Genomic DNA, 21,383 nt, shown 5'->3' on the forward strand with positions numbered 1-21,383 from the left:
ATCAATCCGCGCGCAATACGATCGTCGCAAGCGGCGGCAGCGTCAGTGAAGCGGAATGTGGCCAGCCATGGCTCGATTGGGAGTCGGTGTGAATCACGCCGCCGTTGCCCATGTTCGAGCCGCCATACACGCCGGCGTCCGTATTGAGCACTTCCGACCAGCGTCCGCCGCGCGGCATGCCGATCCGGTAACCCACCCGCGGCACCGGCGTCATATTGCACACTACGACGAGTTCGCGGCCCGCGCCATCGGTGCGGCGATAGGCGAACACGCTGTTGCCGCTGTCGTCGCCGATCAGCCATTCAAAGCCGCCCGGCTCGCAATCGAGCAGATACAGCGCGGGCTCTTCGCTGTACAACCGGTTCAGGTCGCGCACCAGCTTCTGCACGCCGTGGTGATTCGAATCGTCGAGCAGATGCCAATGCGGCGACGTATCGTGATCGAACTCCGCCATCTGGCCGAATTCGCCGCCCATGAACAGCAGCTTCTTGCCAGGATGCGTCCACATGAAACCGAAGTACGCGCGCAGGTTGGCGAACTTCTGCCACCTGTCGCCGGGCATCTTGCCGAGCAGCGACCCCTTGCCGTGCACTACTTCATCGTGCGAGAGCGGCAGCACGAAGCGCTCCGAATACGCGTACACCATGCCGAACGTCAGCATGTGGTGATGGTATTGGCGGTAGACCGGATCTTCTTCCATGTAGTGCAGCGTGTCGTGCATCCAGCCCATGTTCCACTTGAACTGGAAGCCGAGGCCACCGTCTTCGACACGCGCCGTCACGCCTGGCCACGCGGTCGATTCCTCGGCGATCGTGATCGCGCCCGGCGCGCCCGGCACGTAGCCGACTTCGTGATTCAGGCGCTTGAGGAACGCAATCGATTCGAGGTTCTCGCGGCCGCCGTAAATGTTCGGCACCCACTCACCAGCGGCGCGCGAATAGTCGCGGTACAGCATCGATGCAACCGCATCCACGCGCAACCCGTCGACGTGATAGCGCTTCAACCACGCCAGCCCTGACGCGACCAGGAACGCGCTCACCTCGTTGCGGCCGAGGTTGTAGATCATCGTGTTCCAATCCTGGTGATAGCCTTCGCGCGGGTCGGCGTGCTCGTAGAGCGGCGTGCCGTCGAAGTCGATCAGGCCGTGCGCGTCATTCGGAAAGTGCGCCGGCACCCAGTCGAGAATCACGCCGAGTCCGGCTTCGTGCGCCTTGTCGACGAACCTCGCGAACTGCTCGGGTTTGCCGAAGCGAGCCGACGGCGCGAACTGCCCAAGCGGCTGATAGCCCCACGATCCGCCGAACGGATGCTCCGCAATCGGCATGAACTCCACGTGAGTGAAGCCCATGCTTTTCACGTACGGAATCATCCGCTCCGCGAGTTCATCCCAGTCGAGTCCGCGCTGACCTTGTTCCGCGACGCGCAGCCAGGACTCGGCATGCGCTTCGTAGATCGAGATTGGCGACCGCGGCGTCTGCTTGCTGGCGCGTGACTGGATCCATTCGTGATCGGTCCACGGAAACTGCTCGATCTCGTCGACATGCGCAACGATCGACGCGGTGCCCGGCGGCTTTTCCGTTTGCATCGCGCAGGGATCGGCCTTCAGGGGCAGCGGATGACCGTCGCGCGAGAGCAGCTCGTATTTGTAGCGGGTGCCTGGACCGACGCGCGGCACGAACAATTCCCACACGCCGGCCTGATGCCGCAGCCGCATCGGATGACGGCGGCCGTCCCACGCATTGAAGTCGCCCACCACCGAAACGCGCCGCGCGTTCGGCGCCCACACGGCGAAGCGCACGCCCGGCACGCCGTGGAATTCCATCGGATGGGCGCCGAGGCATTCGAGCACCGCGTACGGATCGCCGCCGGCGAGCCGGCCGAGCGGCTCGTCGCCGAGAACCGGACCGAACGAATATGTGTCCTCGATTTCCTGCACCACGCCATGCCAGTCGATGCGCAAACGGTACGGCGCCGCGGCCGTGACGCGGCCGGCAAAGAGGCCCGGCCGCAACTGTTCGAGCTCGCCGAGCAACGCACCGTCGGCGCGGGAAATCACGCTGACGTGCGCGGCGTTCGGCAACAGTGCGCGCACCACCGGCCCCGCGTTCGTCTGATGTAGCCCGAGCTGTGAGAAAGGATCGGGGTGGCGCGCTTCGACGAGCGCGTCGATCTCGAGCGGTTGAAGGCCTACGGCCGGATCATGCTCACTCATAGTCGCCCTCGGCCGGGTTAGGCGGCGTGGCGGCGCCTGGCGCCTGGGTTGAAGAATCGTGGCCGTGTGCGCCGGTGTCGCCGAGCAGACGGCTGGCGAGCGCGGCGAGGCCGCGTACCGGCAAGCTGAGCCACGTCGGGCGGTTGGCCGCTTCGTAACGGATTTCGTAGGCGGCTTTTTCGATCAGGAACAGATCGAGCAAGGCCTGTTCGGCTTCGGGCGCGACGAGCGGCGTCGACGCTTGCGCTGCAGCCGCGCGGTATTCGTTGAGGAACGTTTCGGTGGCATACGCGCGGAAACGGTCGAACAGCGTGCGCTTGCGATCGGCGGTCTGTTGCGGCGCGGCCTCCGTGGTGGACTGCGCAGCGGCGCTTGCGTACGACAGCGAGCGCATCAGGCCAGCCACGTCACGCAGCGGGCTCGACTTTTGACGACGTTCTTCGAGCGTGCGTGCCGGCTCGCCTTCAAAGTCGATCAGATACGCGTCGCCCTGTGCGACCAGCACCTGGCCGAGGTGGAAGTCGCCGTGAATGCGAATGCGCAGCGCGCCTGCGTCGGCGGAAACCAGCTTGTCGACGACGGCCACCAGTTCCTTGCGACGGTCGATCAGGCTTTGCGCCAGCGCCTTGGTTTCCGGATCGCTCATCTGCTCGATGCGCGGCGCGAGCAGATCGAGCGCGCTGGCGAGCATCGCCTGCGTACCGTCCACCCATGCCTTCACCTGCTCCGCGCTAGCGGGTTCCGGCGCGAACGCCGGGTCGTCCGTCGGCGAGGCAAGCGTCACGTGCAATTCGCCCAGCCGTCTGCCGATGATGCCGGCCAACGTGCTGTAGCCTTCCACCAGAATCGCCTCGTTGGTGCGGTCCGACGCCGATTGCGATTCGGTATCGACGGCGATCGCGAGTTCGTCCACGGAGCGGCGCAGATAGTCGAGCGACCAGTTCCACGCGTCGCCCTGATTCTCGATATAGCCTTGCAGAATACACAGCGTATGCGGCACACCTTCGGGATCGACGCGCACCACTTCGCCATAGAGCGGCGCGGTATTCGCGTAACCCAATTGCGTCAGGTAACGGCTGATTTCCGCTTCCGGATGGATGCCGCTCACGAGGCGGCGCACCAGTTTCAGCACGACCGCATCGGCGATGATCAACGAACTGTTGCTCTGTTCCGCCGCGAGCCAGCGGATCTCCGGCCGTTCGCCGAGCCCCTCGAGTTCGGCGAAACGCTCAGTCGGCAGAAACTTGATTTCGCTCTTCTGCACGGTCGGCACCACGGCGCGTTCGCGCAGCTTGCGCATCACGCCGTGCGCGAAGATCGGCAACGCAAAGGCGTCCGTCAGATGTCCCACGTTGCGGCCGCGCCGCACGCGCGCGAAGGCCAGTTGCTTGAACAACGGGAAAGTCGTTTCGCCGCCCCACGTGATGGCGATCGGCACCACGTAGCGTTCGGTGTGACCACCCACGTCCGCCTCGATTTCGGTGAAGGCGAAACCGCCGTGCGGAATCGTGGTCAACGCCGCGAGCCGTACCGCATTGAGCTTCTGATCCTTCGACGCAAACCAGCGGCGCCGGCTCAGCCACGAAGGCAGCACTTCCGATTCGAGCAGGCGTACGTTCTCCGGCGTCGGACCGACCTGCCCTTCGCGGATCACGATCGTGACGAATTCCGGCAGCGACTCCGAATGGGCCTGTGCCCACGTCGGACGCTGGCTGCCCTCACACAGCAGGAACCACAGGAAGCCGTACGGCGGGAACGTCAACAGATACGTCAGTTGGCCGATGGCGGGGAACACGGAATCGGCGGTCATTTCGATCGGCACCGAGCCGTTGAACTCCGACAGATCGAGCTCCACCGCTTGCGGCGCGCGCGACAGATTCGCCACGCACAGGATCGGCGGCTCGCCCGGCATTTCGCGCAGATACGCGAGGATCTTGCGGTTTTCCGGCTTCAGGAAACGGATCGTGCCGCGCCCGAACGTCTGTTTCGCGCGGCGCGTGGCGAGCATGCGCCGGGTCCAGTTCAGCAGCGAATGCGGGTCACGGCTTTGTGCTTCCACATTCACTGCGTCGAAACCGTACAGTGAGCCCATGACCGGCGGCAGCACCAGTTGCTCAGGATCGGCGCGCGAAAATCCGCCGTTGCGATCCGACGACCACTGCATCGGCGTGCGCACGCCGTCGCGATCGCCGAGGTGGATGTTGTCGCCCATGCCCAGTTCATCGCCGTAGTAAATCACGGGCGTGCCCGGCATGGAGAGCAGCAGCGAATTGATCAGTTCGATACGGCGGCGGTCGCGCTCCATCAGCGGCGCGAGGCGGCGGCGAATGCCGAGATTCAGCCGCGCGCGACGATCGCTCGCGTAGGTGTTCCACAAATAATCACGCTCCGAATCCGTGACCATCTCCAGCGTCAATTCGTCGTGATTGCGCAGGAAAATCGCCCACTGGTTCGTTTCGGCGAGGTCCGGCGTTTGCCGCATGATGTCGGTGATCGGGAAGCGATCTTCGCTCGCTATCGACATGTAGATGCGCGGCATCAGCGGAAAGTGGAATGCCATGTGGCATTCGTCTTCATCGCCGAAGTATTCCTTCACGTCTTCCGGCCACTGGTTGGCTTCGGCGAGCAACATCCGGTTCGGATACTCGGCGTCGATGGTGGCGCGAATCTTCTTCAGCACCTCGTGCGTTTCCGGCAGATTCTCGTTGTTCGTGCCCTCACGTTCCACCAGATATGGCACCGCGTCGAGCCGTAGCCCGTCGATGCCCATATCGAGCCAGAAGCGCATGACCTGCAGCACTTCCTTCAGCACGGCCGGATTGTCGAAATTCAGGTCGGGCTGATGCGAGTAGAAACGGTGCCAGTAATACGCGCCCGCCACGGGATCGTGCGTCCAGTTGGACGGCTCCGAATCGATAAAGATGATCCGCGTTTCCTGGTATTTCTGATCGGTGTTGGACCACACGTAGTAGTTGCGGTGATTCGAACCCGGCTTCGCGCGGCGCGCGCGCTGAAACCACGGGTGCTGATCCGACGTGTGGTTGATCACCAGTTCTGTGATCACGCGAATGCCGCGTGCGTGTGCTTCCTGAATGAAGCGCTTCACGTCGGCGATCTGACCGTAGTCGGGGTGCACGTTGCGGTAGTCGGCGATGTCGTAGCCGTCGTCGCGCCGCGGCGATGGATAGAACGGCAGCAGCCAGATCGCGTTCACACCGAGCTCGGCAATGTAGTCGAGCTTCGCGATCAGGCCGGGAAAATCGCCGACGCCGTCGTTGTTCGCATCGAAGAACGACTTGATGTGCACCTGATAAATGATCGCGTCTTTGTACCAGAGCGGATCGTCGCTCAAGGCCGCCGGTTTGCCGCGCCGATTCGTGCGCGGCTTGGCCGTGTTGCCAGGGGCATTGCCCACCGGTGACTGTGTCGTGCTTTGAGCCGGGTCGTCACGCTTCATGTCGCACCTTCCGTTGAGGTTGGGTTGCCAGCGTCTGCGTGATAGTCGCTGTCGGCTTCATCCGGCCGTTCGGCGGGCAGGCCGCCGAGCGGCGCGATGCGCCAGATCGAGAACGGCTGGCCCGACCCGAGCTGGACGTGCTGCCAGCGGCCGTGCCATTCGAAGCGCGCGCCGGTCATCTGGTCGGTGACTTCCAGCGGGCCGTGGTCGTGCAGATTCCATTTCTGGAAAGTCTCCCACGACAATTCGATATCCGCGCCCTGTTCGTTGAACGGGTCGAGATTGATCGCGACGAGGATCACGTTGTCGCGTGATTCGGTCGCTTTCTCGAAGAATAGGATGTGATCGTTGTGCGCGGGCAGGAACGTCAGGCCGAGATGCGTTTGCAGCGCCGGGTTCGCACGGCGAATCCGGTTCAGCGCAGTGATCTCGCCGACGATGTTACCGGGCCGGTTCCAGTCCCACGCGCGCAACTGATACTTCTCGGAGTCGAGATATTCCTCGCTGTTCGGCAGCGCGGCGGCCTCGCATAGCTCGAAACCGCTGTACACGCCCCACAAACCGGCCAGCGTCGAGGCGAGCGCGGCGCGAATCAGAAAGCCCGTGCGCCCTTGCGATTGCAGATGCCGCGGGTTGATATCCGGCGTATTGACGAAGAAGTTCGGCCGGTACGAATCACGCGCGCCGGTTTGCGTGAGTTCGGTCATGTACTCGATGAAGTCGCGCTTGGATTCCCGCCACGTGAAGTACGTGTATGACTGCGAGAAGCCGATCTTGCCGAGCCGGTTCATCATGCGCGGCCGCGTGAAGGCTTCGGCGAGGAAGATCGTGTCGGGATAGCGCGCGCGGATATCGCCGATCACCCACTCCCAGAACGGCAGCGGCTTGGTGTGCGGATTGTCGATGCGGAAAATGTGCACGCCCGCTTCGATCCAGAACAGGAACACGTCGCGCAGCGCGAGCCATAAATCGGGCTTGGCGTCGTGCGCATAGAAGTCGGGATTGACGATGTCCTGATACTTCTTCGGCGGATTCTCCGCGTAGCGCAGCGTGCCGTCGGGGCGCCACGCGAACCACGTCGGATGCTCCTTGAGCCACGGGTGATCCGGCGAGCATTGCACCGCGAAGTCGAGCGCGATTTCGAGGCCGTGCGCGTGCGCGGCGGCAAGCATCGCCTTGAAGTCGTCGAGCGTGCCGAGCTGCGGATGCACGGCCGTGTGCCCGCCTTCGACCCCGCCGATCGCATACGGACTGCCGACGTCGCCCGGCTGCGCGTTCAGCGTGTTGTTGCGGCCTTTGCGATTCGCCACGCCGATGGGGTGAATCGGCGGGAAATACAGCACGTCGAAGCCCATGTCGCGAATGCGCGGCAGCTTCGTCGTGACATCGGCGAAGGTGCCGTGGCGCGATTCGTCGTCGCTCATCGACCGCGGGAAGATTTCGTACCAGCTGGCGAAGCGCGCGGCGGTGCGGTCGGCGTCGATCTTGTAGATGACCGGATCGCGGCTCAGGAACGGCCGGTGGCGCGCGGCGGTCATCGCTTTCGCGGTGGTCGGCGCGAGCAGCAGCGCGAGCTTGGTTTCCGGGTCGGCCTTGGTGAACACCTTGACGATATGTTCGAGCGGTTCGGTGACCGCGCCTTCCGTGGTTTCGACCTCGGCGAGCACCAGCGCGAACAGATGCGCGGCTTCCTCGAGTTCGAGTTCGACGGTTTGTCCCGCCTTCAGCTTCTTCTGGACGTGCTCGACCAGCGAAGCGAAGTCGTCGCGCCACGCGATCACGGTGAATTCGTGTCGGCCGAGGCGTTCGAGCGGAATGCGCGCCTTCCAGATGTCGAGGCCGGCGGGTTGGGCCGGTTCCATCAACACTTCGTGCCAGTTGGTTTCGTCGGCGGCGCGCCAGGTCACGGCGGCGGCAATCTTGTCGTGACCTTCGGCGAAGATCGCGGCGGTGATTTCGGCGCGTTCGCCCACGCTGCGCTTGGCCGCGAAGCGGCCGTTGTCGACCGAAGGCGTTACGCTCTCGATCGCCACGCGCGGCGCGCTCAGCGCCTCGATCACGGTCTTGCGGCCGCTGCGCTTGCTGTTCGCCTTGTCGATGGGTGGCGCGAGACGGATCGGCTTCTCCGCGACCGCGCGGAACAGTCCGACCGCGCCGGGCGCGAGCGTGAACGATGTCAGCGTGACGGGTGAGGCGCTGGCGGGCGCATCTAGCGGCACGAAGCGTGTGAAATTGCCCGGCACGCCCGCGAGGAAGCGCGCTGGATCGACGCGTACCGGTGCGCCGAGTTCGGGATTGATCGCGATCAGGATCGCTTCGTCGGCCTCGCGCAGGTCGGGCTGGTCGGCGCGCAGCAACACCGCCGCGGGTGCGCCGGGCCCGCTGAGCGGGCGCAATTCACCGTTGGCATGCAGCGTCTTCGTATTGCGCGACACCTGGTTGGCGTGCGTGATGCGTTCCGAGAGATCGAAATGCTTCGCCTGGACCGCGAGGGCGAACTGCGAAGCATCGCCGCGCGTTTGCGACATCGGCTCGGTGATGCCGTATTCGAAACCCATCGGCATCATCCAGCCCGTACCGATGGCGGCCGACGTGAACAGCGCGCGCCGGTAGGCCCGCTCGACGATGGCGGCGTCGTGCGAATCGCTCAACTCGGCGGCGAGACGGGTGCCGTAAGGCGCTTCGGGAAACGCGATCGGCGCGCCGATGCGCGCGAGCGCGGCATGTTCCTCGACCATCCAGCTTGCGCGAAAGTCCCACCAGCGCACCGACGAGAACACGCTGTCGAAGCCGGCGCCTTGCAGGCCGAGCAGATCGCCGCGAGCGAGGCCGGGCGTGGCGGCGAGAAAACGCACCTCGGGATGCTTGGTGCGGACCGCGTCGCCCAATTGCCGCCAGACGGCGGCCGGCACGCGATGCGGCGAATCGAACCGGAAGCCGCCCACGCCGGCCTCGGCGAGCGCCAGCAACTGCTCCGTCCACCAGCCGACCAACGCGGCGCTGCTGCCGGCGTCGTTGAAGTTGGCATACGCGACGTTGTCCTCGCGATGCACGTGGCGGGGGTCGAGCCGCGCCTCTTCAGACTCGAATGGGTGAAACCAGTCGGCATGTTCGGCGTACAGCGCGCCATCGGCGGCCATCCGGTCGATCACCAGATCGACCAGCAAAGTCAGGCCGTTTTGACTGGCGGCGCTCGCGAGCGAGCGTATCGCCTCGCTGGCGGGCTGCTGGGCTTCGAATACCGGATGCAGGCGGGCGTGGTCGCCGACCACCTGTCCGTGGCCGGCTCGTCCAGGCTCGAAGAGGCTGCCGATCAGCGCGTGATCGAAGCCCAGCGCGGCTGCATGCGCGAACTGCGCAGGCCATGCATCGAGCGGCCCAACCAGAAGTGAATGAAAAAAGTAAATCCGCGGCGCGTACCCGTTTCGAGGTTCCATCGATCGTTTCCAGATTCGTCCTGCTGCGGTGTGGATGCAAGTGGCATGCGATCACAGCGCTCATTGGGCTTCCAGAGCCGGATACCGCGCGATGCGTCAAGCGAAGGCGCGTACTGGTCAATGTAGTGCAAAGATCGTCACGCCGCTGGCCAGTAAAGGGTGCTTTGACGCCAGGCGTCGATTGCACGGGCCGGCCAGATCGATTCGGAAGACGCAGCAAACGCTGTGCCAGCGCGGCTCGGACGGCAGCGATGGAGGGGTGAGCGTACGCACTGCAGCAAGCTTCGGAGGCAAGTGCGAAAGAAGGCGCGAGGCGCCAAGACGCGTCGCACGGACGGCCGCCGCGTGTAAAACGGGCGGCCGCGGTCCGGGATTTACACGTGGCGCGTCAGGGACGGGGCAATGCCCGCAAAAGGCGGAGTCTTATTCGGCGAGGGTATTCGTGAGAGGCTTTGTGTCGACAGTATTACGAAGAACCGAGCAAGCCTGCCGCGATGTTCACGCACAAACCCAGCACCGCCACGTTGAAGTAGAACGACAGGACGGATTGCGCGAGCGCGGCGCGGCGAATCGAACGCGAGCGCAGCACCACGTCAGAGGTTTGCGACGCCACGGCGATGGTGAACGAGAAATACAGGAAGTCCCAGTAGTCCGGCTGGAGCGCATGGTCGGGAAACAGCAGCGGCGTTTCCTTTGCGTCGGTGTCGTAGTAAATCCGCGCGTAGTGCAGCGTGAAGATGGTCGGGATCAAGAACCATGCGCCGAACATCGTGAGCCCGGTCAGCGCGTAGTGCCAGACGGTGGAGGCGCCGGCTGTCCCCTTCGCCGAGGCCAGTTCCAGCACGATGGCCGCAATGCTCGCAATGGTGGCCACGCAGATCACCATCAGCACCACGCCGGCGTTCTCGTCGTCGCGACGGGCGAATTCGCGCACGCGGCCTTCGTCGGCAACGGCCATGTGCACCCAGATCATCGCCAGATAGCTCCAGATGGCCGCGTCCCAACCGGCCAGCACGCGGACCATCGGGCGTGTGTGCGCGGGCACGGCCAGCGCGGCGACGATGCCGAGCGCAAGGCCGACCAACATGCGCGGTCGATTGCGAAGAACCTGTGGATAGTATTTTGTGAGCATGGAATGTAGGGTGTGGGGCTCTCGCTGTCGCGGATTCTACCCGCGCCTGGACCACCATTTGTCGAATGGGCGGGTCACAGGCTATAGTCTTTCGCAACGCCCTTGCGCGCCGCTTTCAGTTGAAAGGCGATTGGCAGGCGGCACGGTTTTTTTTGCCGCGCATGCCATGCCGTGCATGCGGTTTCATACGGATGTCATCAGCACCACGTAGCTCAGCTCGCACTGGGTGCGTGCGGGTTCACAAAAGACCGCTCAAGCGGCGCTTAGGCCAGGTTTGGGGTAGAGATCGACGCCACGCGCGAATGGCATCACGCCAGGGTCGCGAGGCAAGTTGAGAATCACTCACCATCTGGAGTCCCCATGACAGATGTACCCAACAACAATGATGCGCACCACGAAGTGACGCGTCCAGCAGAGTTGTCGTCGTCAGCATCGTTGTCCGCCTCGCGCAGAGCGTGGGTACTCGGTGCATGTGCCGCAGCCGCGGCGCTCGCGTTTGCCGGCGCCGGCCGCTCGCTTTCATGGATCGCCCCGGCGTTTGCCGATACGCCCGCGGGCGGCGGGCTCGACGCATTCCTTGCACTCTCGCAGCGTCTCACCGGCCGTACGGGCTTCGACGCCCCGCTCGGCAAACGCGTCTACGACGCCCTCGCCAAATCCGACAGTCAGTTCACGCAGAACGTCGCCGCGCTCAACACATGGTTGCAAGGTCATGGCGGCGTACCGTCGGATACCGTCACGCAGGCTTTGCAAGTCGACCAGCCCGCGCTCGCGAAATCCGTGAGCGCGATCATGCGCGCGTGGTATCTCGGCCTTGTCGGCGACATGCCGCATGTGGACGTGGTTGCTTATGAAAAAGCGTTGATGTTCGAGCCCGTCAAGGACGTGCTCACGATTCCGTCCTATTGCCGGGACGTGCCGTTCTACTGGACGAAGAAACCGTTGAGCGCGTGAGCGAGGTTCGTCTCGCGCGTGCCGCATTGTTCGATTGAGTCATTCGACGCAGTGGCGGCACGCGAGTACAGCAAACAACGCAAACAAAGATAAGTGCTCTGCACAAGAGGGCAACAATGGCAAACTCAAATTCCGCCGACATCGTCGTAGTCGGTTCGGGCGTGGCGGGCGGACTGGTCGCGCATCAGATGGCGCTGGCCGGCGCGTCGGTGATTCTGCTCGAAGCCGGGCCGCGCATTCCGCGTTGGCAGATCGTCGAGAACTTCCGCAACTCGCCGGTCAAGTCGGACTTCGCGACGCCGTATCCATCGACGCCTTATGCGCCGCATCCCGAGTACGCGCCCGCCAACAATTATCTGATCCAGAAAGGCGACTATCCGTATAGCTCGCAGTACCTGCGGCTGGTGGGCGGCACGACCTGGCATTGGGCGGCGGCCGCATGGCGGCTGTTGCCGTCGGACTTCCAGTTGCACAAGCTGTACGGCGTGGGACGCGACTGGCCTTATCCGTATGAAACGCTGGAGCCGTGGTATTCGGCGGCTGAAGTGCAGCTCGGCGTGTCGGGTCCCGGCAGTTCGATCGATCTCGGCTCGCCGCGCTCGAAACCGTATCCGATGAGCCAGCTTCCGCTCTCGTACATGGATCAGCGCTTCAGCGACGTGCTCAATGCACAAGGCTTCAAGGTCGTGCCCGAGCCGGTGGCCCGCAACAGCCGTCCGTACGACGCGCGGCCCACCTGCTGCGGCAACAACAACTGCATGCCGATCTGCCCGATCGCCGCGATGTACAACGGCGTCGTGCATGCGGAGAAAGCCGAACAGGCCGGCGCGAAACTGATTCCCGAAGCGGTGGTGTATCGCGTCGAAGCGGACAATAAAGGGCTGATCACCGCGGTCCACTACAAGGACCCGAACGGCAACAGCACGCGCGTGAGCGGCAAACTATTCGTGCTTGCCGCGAACGGCATCGAAACGCCGAAGCTGATGCTGATGTCGACGTCCGATAAATTCCCGCACGGCGTCGGCAACAGTTCCGATCAGGTGGGCCGCAACCTGATGGATCATCCGGGCACGGGCGTCGCGTTCCTCGCCAATGAACCGCTGTGGCCGGGACGCGGACCGATGGAGATGACCTCGATCGTCAACTTCCGCGATGGCGCGTTCCGTTCGGACTACGCCGCGAAGAAGCTGCATCTCTCGAACGGCGTGCCCACGATGAGCGTGACCGCCGATCTCCTGAAAAAAGGCCTGACCGGCGCCGAACTCGACCGGCAGATACGCGACCGCGCGGCGCGCACGCTGAATATCAACAGCTTCCATGAGCACCTGGCGGAGCCGCAGAACCGCGTGGTGCCGTCGGCGGATCACAAGGATGCGCTCGGCATTCCGCAGCCGGAAATCTACTACTCGATCAACGACTACGTGAAGAAAAGCGCGGCCAATACGCACGAACTGTATGCGCAAATCGCCGCGCTGTTCGGCGGCGCCGAGGTGACCTTCGACGACACCTTCGCGCCGAACAATCACATCATGGGCACCACGATCATGGGCAGCGATCCGGCGGATTCGGTCGTCGATGCGGACTGCCGCACGCATGACCACTCCAATCTGTTCATCGCCAGCAGCGGCGTGATGCCGACCGCGGCCTCGGTGAATTGCACGCTGACGATCGCGGCCCTGTCGCTGAAGCTGGCCGACAAGCTCAAGCGTGAAATCTGAGCGTGAACGGAGAGCCACAATGACGAAGAACACCTCTCGCGTGCAGCCGCTCGAGGCGCTTGCGCGGAACGCCCGCCGCCGCCACCTCAGAGTCGCGACGCTGGCCGCGATTTTTTCGCTGTTCGCGCTGTACGTCGCCTGGTATGAGGCGCACGGCCCCGACACGCAACGTAACGACGAACTGCCGATCACGCAGGCCCGCGCCGCCGACGCCTCGCAAGCGATCAGCGGCGCGGCCTTGCCGGTGACGGCGGCCGGCGGCGACCTGGTCAAGCGCGGCGAATACCTCGCGCGCGCCGGCGATTGCGTGGCGTGCCACACGGCGGACAAAGCGCGGCCCTTCGCGGGCGGGCTGCCGATCAACACACCGTTCGGCACCATCGTGACGCCGAACATCACGCCCGATCCGGACACCGGCATCGGCCAATGGAGCGACGCCGATTTTCTGCGCGCCATGCATGAAGGCATCGGCAAAGGCGGCGAGCGCCTGTATCCGGCCTTCCCTTATGCGGAGTACACCAAGGTCACCGATCAGGACGTGCTGGCGATTCGCGCGTATCTGAACACGCTCACGCCGATCCACTACACGCCGCCCGGCAACAGCCTGAAATTCCCATTCAATCAGCGCTGGCTGATGGTGTTCTGGAACCTGTTCAATTTCACCGAGGGCCGCTTCGTGCCCGATCCCAAGCAAAGCGCCGAGTGGAATCGCGGTGCGTATCTGGTGCAAGGGCTCGCGCATTGCGAGGAATGCCATACGCCGCGCAATTTCACGCAGGGCTTGAAGACGAGTTCGCGTTTCTCCGGCGCGGTGCAGGCCGGCTGGCACGCGTACAACATCACGTCGGACAAGAACAGCGGCGTGGGTAACTGGAGCGACGACGAACTGGTGTCGTATCTGTCGACCGGCGCGGCGCCGGGCCGTGCCAATGCGGCCGGTCCGATGGCCGAGGTGGTAGCCGACAGCACGCAATATCTGACGCGCGAGGATCTCGGCTCGATCGTCGCGTATCTGCGCGCGGTGCCGCCGATCAGCGGCGGCGAATCGCGCCCGCGCGACCAATGGGGCAATCCCGCCGACGACGTCACGGCGCTGCGCGGCACCGCCGTCCACGCCGTGAACGGTGCGCAACTGTTCGTCGCCAATTGTGCGAGCTGCCATAGCTGGACGGGTCAAGGCGTGGGCGCGAGCGCGCCGGGTGCGTATCCGTCGCTGATTCACAACTCCGTGGTGGGTGCGAGCGACGCCAACAATCTGGCGATGGTGATCCTGCACGGCGTCACCCGTACGACGAAACAGGCGGACGTGTTGATGCCCGCATTCGCCAGCCAGCTCACCGACGAGCAGGTGGCCGCCATCACCAACTATGTGACCAGACAGTTCGGCAATCCCCAATCGACCGTGACGGCTGATCAGATCGGCAAATTGCGAACTCAGCAATAGTGACCGCGCAGACGGCGTGTTTCCGGTAAGGCCTGCCGGAAACATGGCGCTTTTGCGTTGATTTGCGTCATTCTCGCCCTCCACGGCGCCAAGAAACGATAGGCAGCGCGCATACGCATTGCGGATGCCGCATTATCATGAACGCATGGCTACCGTACTCGTCAATTCCGTCCAGCATCACCCGGCCAACCGGAGCGGCCGCGACTTCGTGGTCGGGGATCTGCATGGCTGCGTCGATGCATTGCGCTATCTGCTGCGCGTGATCACGTTCGACCCGGAGCGCGACCGGCTCTTCTCGGTCGGCGATCTGGTGGATCGCGGCGAGAATTCCGAACTGGCTCTGGCGCTGCTCGACAAGCCGTGGTTTTTCGCCGTGCTCGGCAATCACGAAGACACGCTGTGCGCGGTCGCCGACGGGCGCTTGCGGCGTCAGTGGTGGTACGGAATCGGCGGCATCTGGGCGGCGCAGCTATCCGACGAACGCTTGCAGCATTACGCAGAAATCCTGCGCGGGTTGCCGCTTGCGCGCGTGGTCGGCAGCGGCAAGGAGCGCTTCAATATTCTGCATGCCGAATTCTTCGGCTCGGATGCGGAGCTCGACGCGGGGAATTTCTCCGCCGACACCCGCCAGCGATTGTTGTGGGGCCGCGACCTGGCGTTGGGCAACGGCGATCCGCAGCGGCAGCGCGGTCTCTCGCTGACCTATTGCGGCCACACGCCGATGCGCGACATCAAGCAGGTCGGCTCACAGGTGTTCATCGACACCGGCGCGTTCGGGCCGGGCGGCAAGCTCACGATCGTGGAGCCGCTGGCCTTGCGGCGCTGGTCCGTCTCGACCGAAGAGGCCCGCGCGGAAGGCGCGGCGGCGCTGGCGCTGCCTTGACGGCGGCGTTGGCGACTGCGCGCGCAGGCCACGCGCAGTCCATTTAGGCCGAGCTATCAGCCGACCTGGCTGAGTTCGAACACCATATCCACGCTCGTGCCATTCCAGTTGTATTCCAGATACGCCGCGTGATGGCAGTCGCGCAGCAGCGTCGTTTTGAACGCGGCGAGGCACTCGCCGCCGTCATCCCGTACCGACGGATACACGATACCCGGCGCACCTCCCGCGCGGATGGCCCGGCCGAGAGACTGGCCGGCCAGATAGTCATCCGGCGACAGCACCGCGAGATCCACCGAAGCGTCGCCGCGAATGTCCACCACGCTGCCTTGCGCGGCGACGGTGTAAAGACGCATCTGCTGGCGCATGGGCGGCTCGGCCGTCGCTTCCAGAAATTTCCCTGTGTGATAACGCGTTTCGGCGATCGCGGTGGCGCGTGAGCGCGCGCAATAGAACACGCCGTATGTGCCGTCCGAGAAACGGCTGCCGAGCGGATTCAGATGCGTCAACGCGGCCATGATCGGCCCGTAGCCCGGTCCGAAACGGCGTTCTTCGCGCGGCACCAGATCGAGCTCGCCGACTTCGGTGCGCAGACGGTCGTTGGTCATGGCTTCGAGCGCGTACAAGGCGTCGAAATCTTCCGGCGAAGCGACCCGGTCGAACAGATTGACGGCGGGAAAGCGCGTCGGAATCACGCGATACGCGGGCGACCAATCGAGCGGCGCCGTGCGCCAGCGGTCCTGCCAATGCGGTTGTGTCACGCCCAGCCGCCTCGCATTGCGTCGAGATACTGGCGCACCGCCACGAGGTCGCTGATGTTGCCCGCCAGCATGCGGTCCAGCGCGCGGCGGCCGCCGAACGGCGGCGCGCTGTTGGGACGTTTGATCCAGGTGTCGGCGGCACTGGCTTGCGGCAACAGGATTTGCAGCGCTTTATAGATGCCGAGCAGCAGTGACAGGCGTTCTAGCGTGTCGCGCCCGAGGCGGGCCGTTTCAGGCGCCGACTTCCATTTGAAGTAGGTGGAGCGGCCCGGCGAGCCGAGCAGCACGATCTGTTCTTCCGCGTTCAGGTCCCAGTCGTGCGCGATTTTGAAGAACGCGCGTAGACCCGCCGCGGACATTTCCGTTAGCGTGGGTTCCGAAACCGGCCGACGAATCGGCGCTTCGGGCTGGGTGGCACGGGCAGCGTGAGCCATGAGCGGGTAAGTCCTAATTTGTACTTGGAATTGATATTAGTCTAAATGTGGATTTTTGCAAGAGAATATAATCCGGGCTCGTCATAAAGTCGAAGATCAGGAGAAGCAGGAGATGGGCGTTCGAGCAGTTGCAGCAGGAGCGGCGCTTGCCGTGTGGTGTGTGTCGGGCGCGGCCATGGCCGCGGGTTATGCCGAAGTATGGAACCCGCCCGAGGCGAGCGGGCATGTCACGAAGCCGGGCAAGAAGGTCAAGTCTGGCGCCGGTTCGAAGACAGCGGCGAAGGCCGCTTCGAAGCACGTGACAGCGACGACGGGGCATGGCAACAAGTCGGCGGCGCGCGCCAGCGTGAAGAAGGTGGCGGCCAAGGGCGCCGCGAAGAGCGGGATCAGCGCGACGCATGGAGGCAAAACCCAATCGAAAGCGGCCGTGATGGCGCAGAGTAAAAAGCCGCACGCGCAGTTCGTCCAGACCCAACCGAGCCAGGGCAAGGTCGTGCACGCGAATCTGGTGGTCCCGGCTCGTCAGGCTAACCCGCAAACGGCTAAGGTCGCGGCGAAAACCGGCGCGGCGAAACCGGCTGCATCCCACGTGAATGTGCCGGCGCCGTCCGCAAACGTTCAAGCCAATCCGGCGAACGCCACGAGCAATCCCGCCACGGCCAGCAGCGGTTCGCTGCCGCCGATTCTTCACTGATCCGCGGTCAAGCCGCGCGTTTGCGCTTCGGTTTGCTGCCTGGCGCCCCCAACGCGGTGCGCCCAAGTTCGACGATGCGCGCCGACAGCTTTTCCAGGCGCGGCGACTGGACCTTCCACGCGTGCCAGTACAACTCGACGTCGGTGGGCTGCTTCGGCGCCAGGTCGATCAGATCGCCGCGCTCTAACGCATCGCCGAATTCCAGTTCGGGCACCATGCCGTACGCCAGGCCGCGCTGGATCGCCATGTAACGCGGGACCGGCGCGGGCACGTAGTGACAGGGGTAGGCTTCCGGCGGCAGGCCGAAGCGCGTCTCGAGAAAACGCGCCTGCAACGCGTCCTTGCGTGAGGACAGGATCACCGGCGCGCGCCGCGCACTTTCGCGCGTCAAGCCATTCGGAAACCATCGCTGCACGAACGCCGCCGACGCCACCAGCCGGTAGCGCATGGCGCCGAGCCGTTCGGCGAAGCAGCCGCGCATGGGCGCCGGTTCGGTGGTGATGCAGCCGATCGCGAGGCCGGAGGCGAGCAGGGCGTGCGTGTGGTCCTGGTCGTCGACGGTCAGGTCGAGCAGCACGTTTTCTTGCAGCAAGATGTCGGAGAGGGCGGGGAAAAACCACGTCGACAGCGTGTCCGCATTGACGGCGGCGGCGACGCTGAGGAGCGCTTCGTCGGCGCGTGCAAGATCGCTGGCGAAATCGTCTTCGAGCAGGGCGGCGCGCCGCAGATATTGCAGCAGACGCTGGCCCATCTGCGTCGCACGGCACGGCCGCGTGCGCACGATCAGTGGGTTGCCCAGCCGTGTTTCGAGCGCCCGCACACGCTGCGATACCGCCGACGACGTGAGATTCAGCCGCACAGCTGCCTGCTCGAAGCTGCCGGTTTCGATGACCGCGCGGACGGCGGCGGTTTGTCGAGGGTCGAGGTCCACGGATCTACTTTGAAAGGGATAACTTTTCTAGCTTAAGCGAAAGGCGGCGAAGTTTATCCGCGGGGGAAGGCGGTGAGTCGTTTTGTCATTGCATCGCCAACCCGTTGGTCACCAGCCGCAACGTCTCCGCCGACCGCTCGTCCCTGACCCGCGAATGCAGCGTGACGCGCGATTCCGGCAGCGCCGGCAAACCGAGCCGCGCACCGACGTCGATCAGGCCGCGCGGCGCCACGCGGCGCGCCAGCGGCGACACCGCCAGGCCCGCCGCCACGGCCGCGCCGACGGCCGCCACGCCGCCGCCGACGAATACTTCCTGCCAGCCAACGCCCGCCTGCGCGAGCGCTCGCAGTGCCACGTCGCGCACGTTGCACGGCGGGCTCAACAGCGCCAGCGCCAATGGCTCGCCGACTCGCGGCAACCACGCCGGCGTGGCGAGCCAGCCGAGCGGTTCGCTAAAGAGCACCTGGGCGTCGTCGCGTGGCGGTTCGTCGGCGCCGTAGCGGACGATCACCGCGTCGAGGCGGCGTTCGTCGAATTGCGCGAGCAACGCGGCGGACATGCCCAGATGCAATTCGATCACCAGCCCCGGATCGTGCGCATTGAGCCTGCCGAGCAGGAGCGGCAAGTCCGGTCCCGCGACATGCTCGCTGAGCCCCAACGCGAGCCGCCGGCGCTCGACCGACAGCGACCCCAGCGCGCGTTCGTGCGCGTTCAGCAGGTCGCGCGCGGCGCTGAGGAACGCATTGCCGTCCGCGGACAGGCGCACCACACGCGGCGTACGCTCGAGCAATTGCTTGCCCAGATGGGCTTCCAGCCGCTTGAGCTTGAGGCTGACGGCCGATTGGGTCGTGTCGAGCGCATCCGCCGCACGCGTGAAGCTGTGCAGGTCGGCGACCAGAACGAACGCTCGAACCGCGTCGAGATCGAGAACTTTCATTTTCGATGGATATAGATGAAATCATCAATGATGTCTGTTCATTATGACTGAGTGCGCCTAAGCTGTGTTTACCCAATCAACCGCAGCCAAGGAGTTTCATCATGCCGCTCACACGAATCGCATTGCGCGCAGGCAAGTCCGCCGAATACCGGAAGGCGGTGACGCAGAGCATCCAGCGTTCGCTGGTGGACACCTTCAACGTGCCGAAGGACGACATCTTCATGCTGATCACCGAGCATGAGGCCGGCAATTTTGTGTACGACGATCAGTATCTGAACGTGCAGCGAAGCGACGATCTCGTGATCATTCAGATCACGCTGAACAACACGCGCACGCTCGAGATGAAGAAGGCGCTATACAAGCGCATGGCGGACGAACTGGCGGAATCGCCCGGGCTGCGACGCGAGGATGTATTTATCAATCTCGTCGAGGTGCTGAAGGAGAACTGGTCGTTCGGCAACGGCATCGCGCAGTACGCGTTGTGAAGATTGCGGCCATGACATGACGTTAAGACGAGCGGCCATGCCGCCCGTCGTTCGTTAGAAAAGCGGCACGTCACGCAATCGTATCGATCACGCCGCCATCGACGCGCAGCGCCGCGCCGGTCGTCGCCGAGGCCTGCGGCGAGCAGACGTAGACGACCATGTTCGCCACTTCCTCGGTGGTGGCCGCGCGCTGGATGATCGAACTGCTTCGGTGCTCGCGGACGAATTCCGCGGCGACCTGTTCGACGGTTTTACCTTGCTCTTTCGCGGTGTCTTCGACCATCGAACGGAAGCCGTCGGACAAGGTCGGTCCGGGCAGCACGGCATTCACTGTCACGCCGCTGCCGGCCGCCTGTTTGGCGATGCCGCGCGCGATGCTCAATTGCGCGGTCTTCGAAAAACCATAGGCGAGCATATCCGGCGGAATATTCAATGCCGACTCGGACGAGATGAACACCACGCGGCCCCATTTGCGCTCCATCATCCCTTTCAGGTAGTGCCGCGTGAGCCGCACGCCCGACATCACGTTGACCTGAAAGTAGCGCTCCCAATCGTCGTCTTCAGTGGTGAAGATGTCGCCGGGTCCGAAGACGCCGAGGTTGTTCACCAGGATATCCGTCTGCGGCACGGCTTTCGCCAACGCGTCGCAACCTTCCAGCGTGCCGAGGTCGCCCGCGAAGCCCTGCAATTTCGCTTGCGGCGCGGTCTTGCGGATCGTCTCGATCGCGCGGTCCACCGCTTCCTGCTTGCGTCCGTTGATAATGGTCTGCGCGCCTGACGCAGCAATGCCGGTGGCGATCGCAAGCCCGATGCCCGCCGTGGATGCGCTGACGATAGCGGTCTTGCCCGATAGATCGATGTTCACTGTCTTGCTCCTTGTTGACGTTGCGGCGCGCCGGCCAAAGCCGGCGCGCCGAAAATGCAAAGGACGTGGTGTTCGAAGCGTCGAACTGAAAGTATCCCATCTATCCCGCTTCGAAGTCGGCTGGCCGCGCGGCCGGTGACGCGGGTCTGCGTCGCTATAATGATTCGTCGTCCTTTCCTCGCTCATCGACCGCTCCTCGCCATGACATCCGACCACACCGATCCTTCCCGCGACAATCTCGAGCTCGGCGGTTCCGTCTGGTTTCAGGCGGGCGCGCAGACGCTCGGCGGCGCGTCGCGGATCGCGCTGCTCGCGGCGATCGGCGAGACCGGCTCGATCACCAGCGCGGCCAAAGCCGTCGGCATGAGCTACAAAGGCGCGTGGGATGCCGTCGATACGATGAACAATCTCGCCGGCGAGCCGCTCGTGGTGCGCCTGACCGGCGGCAAAGGCGGTGGCGGCACCACGCTGACGCCGCGCGCCGTCAAGCTGATCGAGACGTTTCGTGCGGTGGAACGCGAGCATCAACGCTTTCTCGAACGCGCGGGCGCGGCGATCGAAGGATTCGCGACGGACTGGGATCTGATTGGCCGCATCGGCGTGAAGACGAGTGCGCGCAATCAGCTGTATGGCACGGTGTCGGCGATCACGCGCGGCACCGTCAACGACGAAGTCGTGCTGACGCTGCCCGGCGCCCATGCGATTGTCTCGGTCATCACGCATGAAAGCACCGAGACGCTGGGCCTCGTCGAGGGCGCGGCGGCGTTCGCGTTGATCAAGGCGTCGTGGGTCGTGCTGCTCGTCGACAACGAAAGCGGCGCGCCGCTCAAGCTCTCGGCGCGCAATCAGTTGCGCGGCACGGTGCAGAGCGTGAAGCGCGGCGCGGTGAATGCCGAGGTCTCGCTGGTGCTGAATGGCGGCGCGGTGATTACCGCGGTCGTCACGAATGAGAGCGTCGACACGCTCGGCCTCGTGGAAGGCGGGAGCGTCGTCGCCGCGTTCAAGGCGTCGAGTGTGATTCTCGGGGTAAAGGACTGAGCGC

At 64.3% G+C, this 21,383-nt stretch carries 16 protein-coding genes; 7 read left to right on the forward strand and 9 right to left on the reverse strand.

Features of this window, described 5'->3' with window-relative positions; translation table 11 throughout:
* Position 1: 1 nt before the first annotated feature.
* The 4 genes from glgB to ACQKRQ_RS33385 all read right to left on the reverse strand — a co-directional run bounded on the left by glgB (position 2) and on the right by ACQKRQ_RS33385 (position 10,238).
* Entirely contained in the window at positions 2-2,212 is a 2,211-nt protein-coding gene (gene glgB, locus ACQKRQ_RS33370; RefSeq protein WP_132383666.1) for a 1,4-alpha-glucan branching protein GlgB, read from the reverse strand.
* The gene (treS, locus tag ACQKRQ_RS33375) at positions 2,205-5,669 is read right to left on the reverse strand and encodes a maltose alpha-D-glucosyltransferase (RefSeq protein WP_427481688.1); all 3,465 of its coding nucleotides are present in this window, start codon (positions 5,667-5,669) and stop codon (positions 2,205-2,207) included. The genes glgB and treS overlap by 8 nt, the downstream gene beginning before the upstream one ends.
* Positions 5,666-9,106: a maltotransferase domain-containing protein gene (locus ACQKRQ_RS33380; RefSeq protein WP_427481690.1), complete on the reverse strand. Its 3,441-nt coding sequence runs from the start codon at positions 9,104-9,106 to the stop codon at positions 5,666-5,668. The genes treS and ACQKRQ_RS33380 overlap by 4 nt, the downstream gene beginning before the upstream one ends.
* A gap of 466 nt (positions 9,107-9,572) precedes the next feature.
* Positions 9,573-10,238, reverse strand: coding sequence for a DUF1345 domain-containing protein (locus ACQKRQ_RS33385; protein ID WP_408431420.1), 666 nt, complete (start codon positions 10,236-10,238; stop codon positions 9,573-9,575).
* 360 nt (positions 10,239-10,598) lie between these two features.
* Here ACQKRQ_RS33385 and ACQKRQ_RS33390 point away from each other — a divergent pair, with 360 nt between their 5' ends.
* From ACQKRQ_RS33390 to ACQKRQ_RS33405, 4 genes are all read left to right on the forward strand, one after another.
* Positions 10,599-11,192 (forward strand): sugar dehydrogenase complex small subunit, encoded by a 594-nt coding sequence (locus ACQKRQ_RS33390; protein ID WP_427481692.1) that lies wholly within the window; start codon positions 10,599-10,601, stop codon positions 11,190-11,192.
* A gap of 116 nt (positions 11,193-11,308) precedes the next feature.
* Positions 11,309-12,910 (forward strand): GMC family oxidoreductase, encoded by a 1,602-nt coding sequence (locus ACQKRQ_RS33395; RefSeq protein WP_132383676.1) that lies wholly within the window; start codon positions 11,309-11,311, stop codon positions 12,908-12,910.
* A 19-nt stretch (positions 12,911-12,929) separates the two neighbouring features.
* Complete coding sequence (locus ACQKRQ_RS33400; RefSeq protein WP_427481694.1) at positions 12,930-14,354, forward strand: c-type cytochrome; 1,425 nt, start codon at positions 12,930-12,932, stop codon at positions 14,352-14,354.
* A gap of 145 nt (positions 14,355-14,499) precedes the next feature.
* Positions 14,500-15,237: a metallophosphoesterase gene (locus ACQKRQ_RS33405; protein ID WP_207915805.1), complete on the forward strand. Its 738-nt coding sequence runs from the start codon at positions 14,500-14,502 to the stop codon at positions 15,235-15,237.
* 56 nt (positions 15,238-15,293) lie between these two features.
* On the opposite strand, the gene ACQKRQ_RS33410 is transcribed toward ACQKRQ_RS33405, so the two are convergent.
* Both ACQKRQ_RS33410 and ACQKRQ_RS33415 read right to left on the reverse strand, forming a co-directional pair.
* A complete protein-coding gene (locus tag ACQKRQ_RS33410; protein WP_132383682.1) occupies positions 15,294-15,995 on the reverse strand; it encodes an RES family NAD+ phosphorylase in 702 nt (233 codons plus the stop codon).
* Positions 15,992-16,429 carry an MbcA/ParS/Xre antitoxin family protein gene (locus ACQKRQ_RS33415; RefSeq protein ID WP_132383684.1) on the reverse strand — a complete coding sequence of 146 codons (438 nt, stop codon included), beginning with the start codon at positions 16,427-16,429 and terminating at the stop codon, positions 15,992-15,994. The genes ACQKRQ_RS33410 and ACQKRQ_RS33415 overlap by 4 nt, the downstream gene beginning before the upstream one ends.
* Before the next feature lie 112 nt (positions 16,430-16,541).
* On the opposite strand from ACQKRQ_RS33415, the gene ACQKRQ_RS33420 reads away from it, so the two are divergent.
* Positions 16,542-17,123 carry a hypothetical protein gene (locus ACQKRQ_RS33420; RefSeq protein ID WP_427481697.1) on the forward strand — a complete coding sequence of 194 codons (582 nt, stop codon included), beginning with the start codon at positions 16,542-16,544 and terminating at the stop codon, positions 17,121-17,123.
* A gap of 7 nt (positions 17,124-17,130) precedes the next feature.
* Here ACQKRQ_RS33420 and ACQKRQ_RS33425 read toward each other — a convergent pair whose 3' ends face one another.
* Both ACQKRQ_RS33425 and ACQKRQ_RS33430 read right to left on the reverse strand, forming a co-directional pair.
* Positions 17,131-18,054, reverse strand: coding sequence for an HTH-type transcriptional regulator ArgP (locus ACQKRQ_RS33425; RefSeq protein ID WP_408431413.1), 924 nt, complete (start codon positions 18,052-18,054; stop codon positions 17,131-17,133).
* Between the two features lie 85 nt (positions 18,055-18,139).
* Positions 18,140-18,991, reverse strand: coding sequence for a LysR family transcriptional regulator (locus ACQKRQ_RS33430; RefSeq protein WP_408431411.1), 852 nt, complete (start codon positions 18,989-18,991; stop codon positions 18,140-18,142).
* 101 nt (positions 18,992-19,092) lie between these two features.
* On the opposite strand from ACQKRQ_RS33430, the gene ACQKRQ_RS33435 reads away from it, so the two are divergent.
* Positions 19,093-19,476, forward strand: a complete 384-nt coding sequence (locus tag ACQKRQ_RS33435) for a tautomerase family protein (protein ID WP_132383692.1) — start codon at positions 19,093-19,095, stop codon at positions 19,474-19,476.
* A gap of 70 nt (positions 19,477-19,546) precedes the next feature.
* Here ACQKRQ_RS33435 and ACQKRQ_RS33440 read toward each other — a convergent pair whose 3' ends face one another.
* Positions 19,547-20,341 (reverse strand): SDR family NAD(P)-dependent oxidoreductase, encoded by a 795-nt coding sequence (locus ACQKRQ_RS33440; protein ID WP_427481700.1) that lies wholly within the window; start codon positions 20,339-20,341, stop codon positions 19,547-19,549.
* Positions 20,342-20,542: 201 nt separating this feature from the next.
* Here ACQKRQ_RS33440 and ACQKRQ_RS33445 point away from each other — a divergent pair, with 201 nt between their 5' ends.
* Positions 20,543-21,379 (forward strand): TOBE domain-containing protein, encoded by an 837-nt coding sequence (locus ACQKRQ_RS33445; RefSeq protein WP_427481702.1) that lies wholly within the window; start codon positions 20,543-20,545, stop codon positions 21,377-21,379.
* The last annotated feature ends 4 nt before the right edge of the window (positions 21,380-21,383 follow it).

The organism is Paraburkholderia sp. NPDC080076, from assembly GCF_050281145.1.
In the GTDB taxonomy this organism is placed as follows: domain Bacteria; phylum Pseudomonadota; class Gammaproteobacteria; order Burkholderiales; family Burkholderiaceae; genus Paraburkholderia.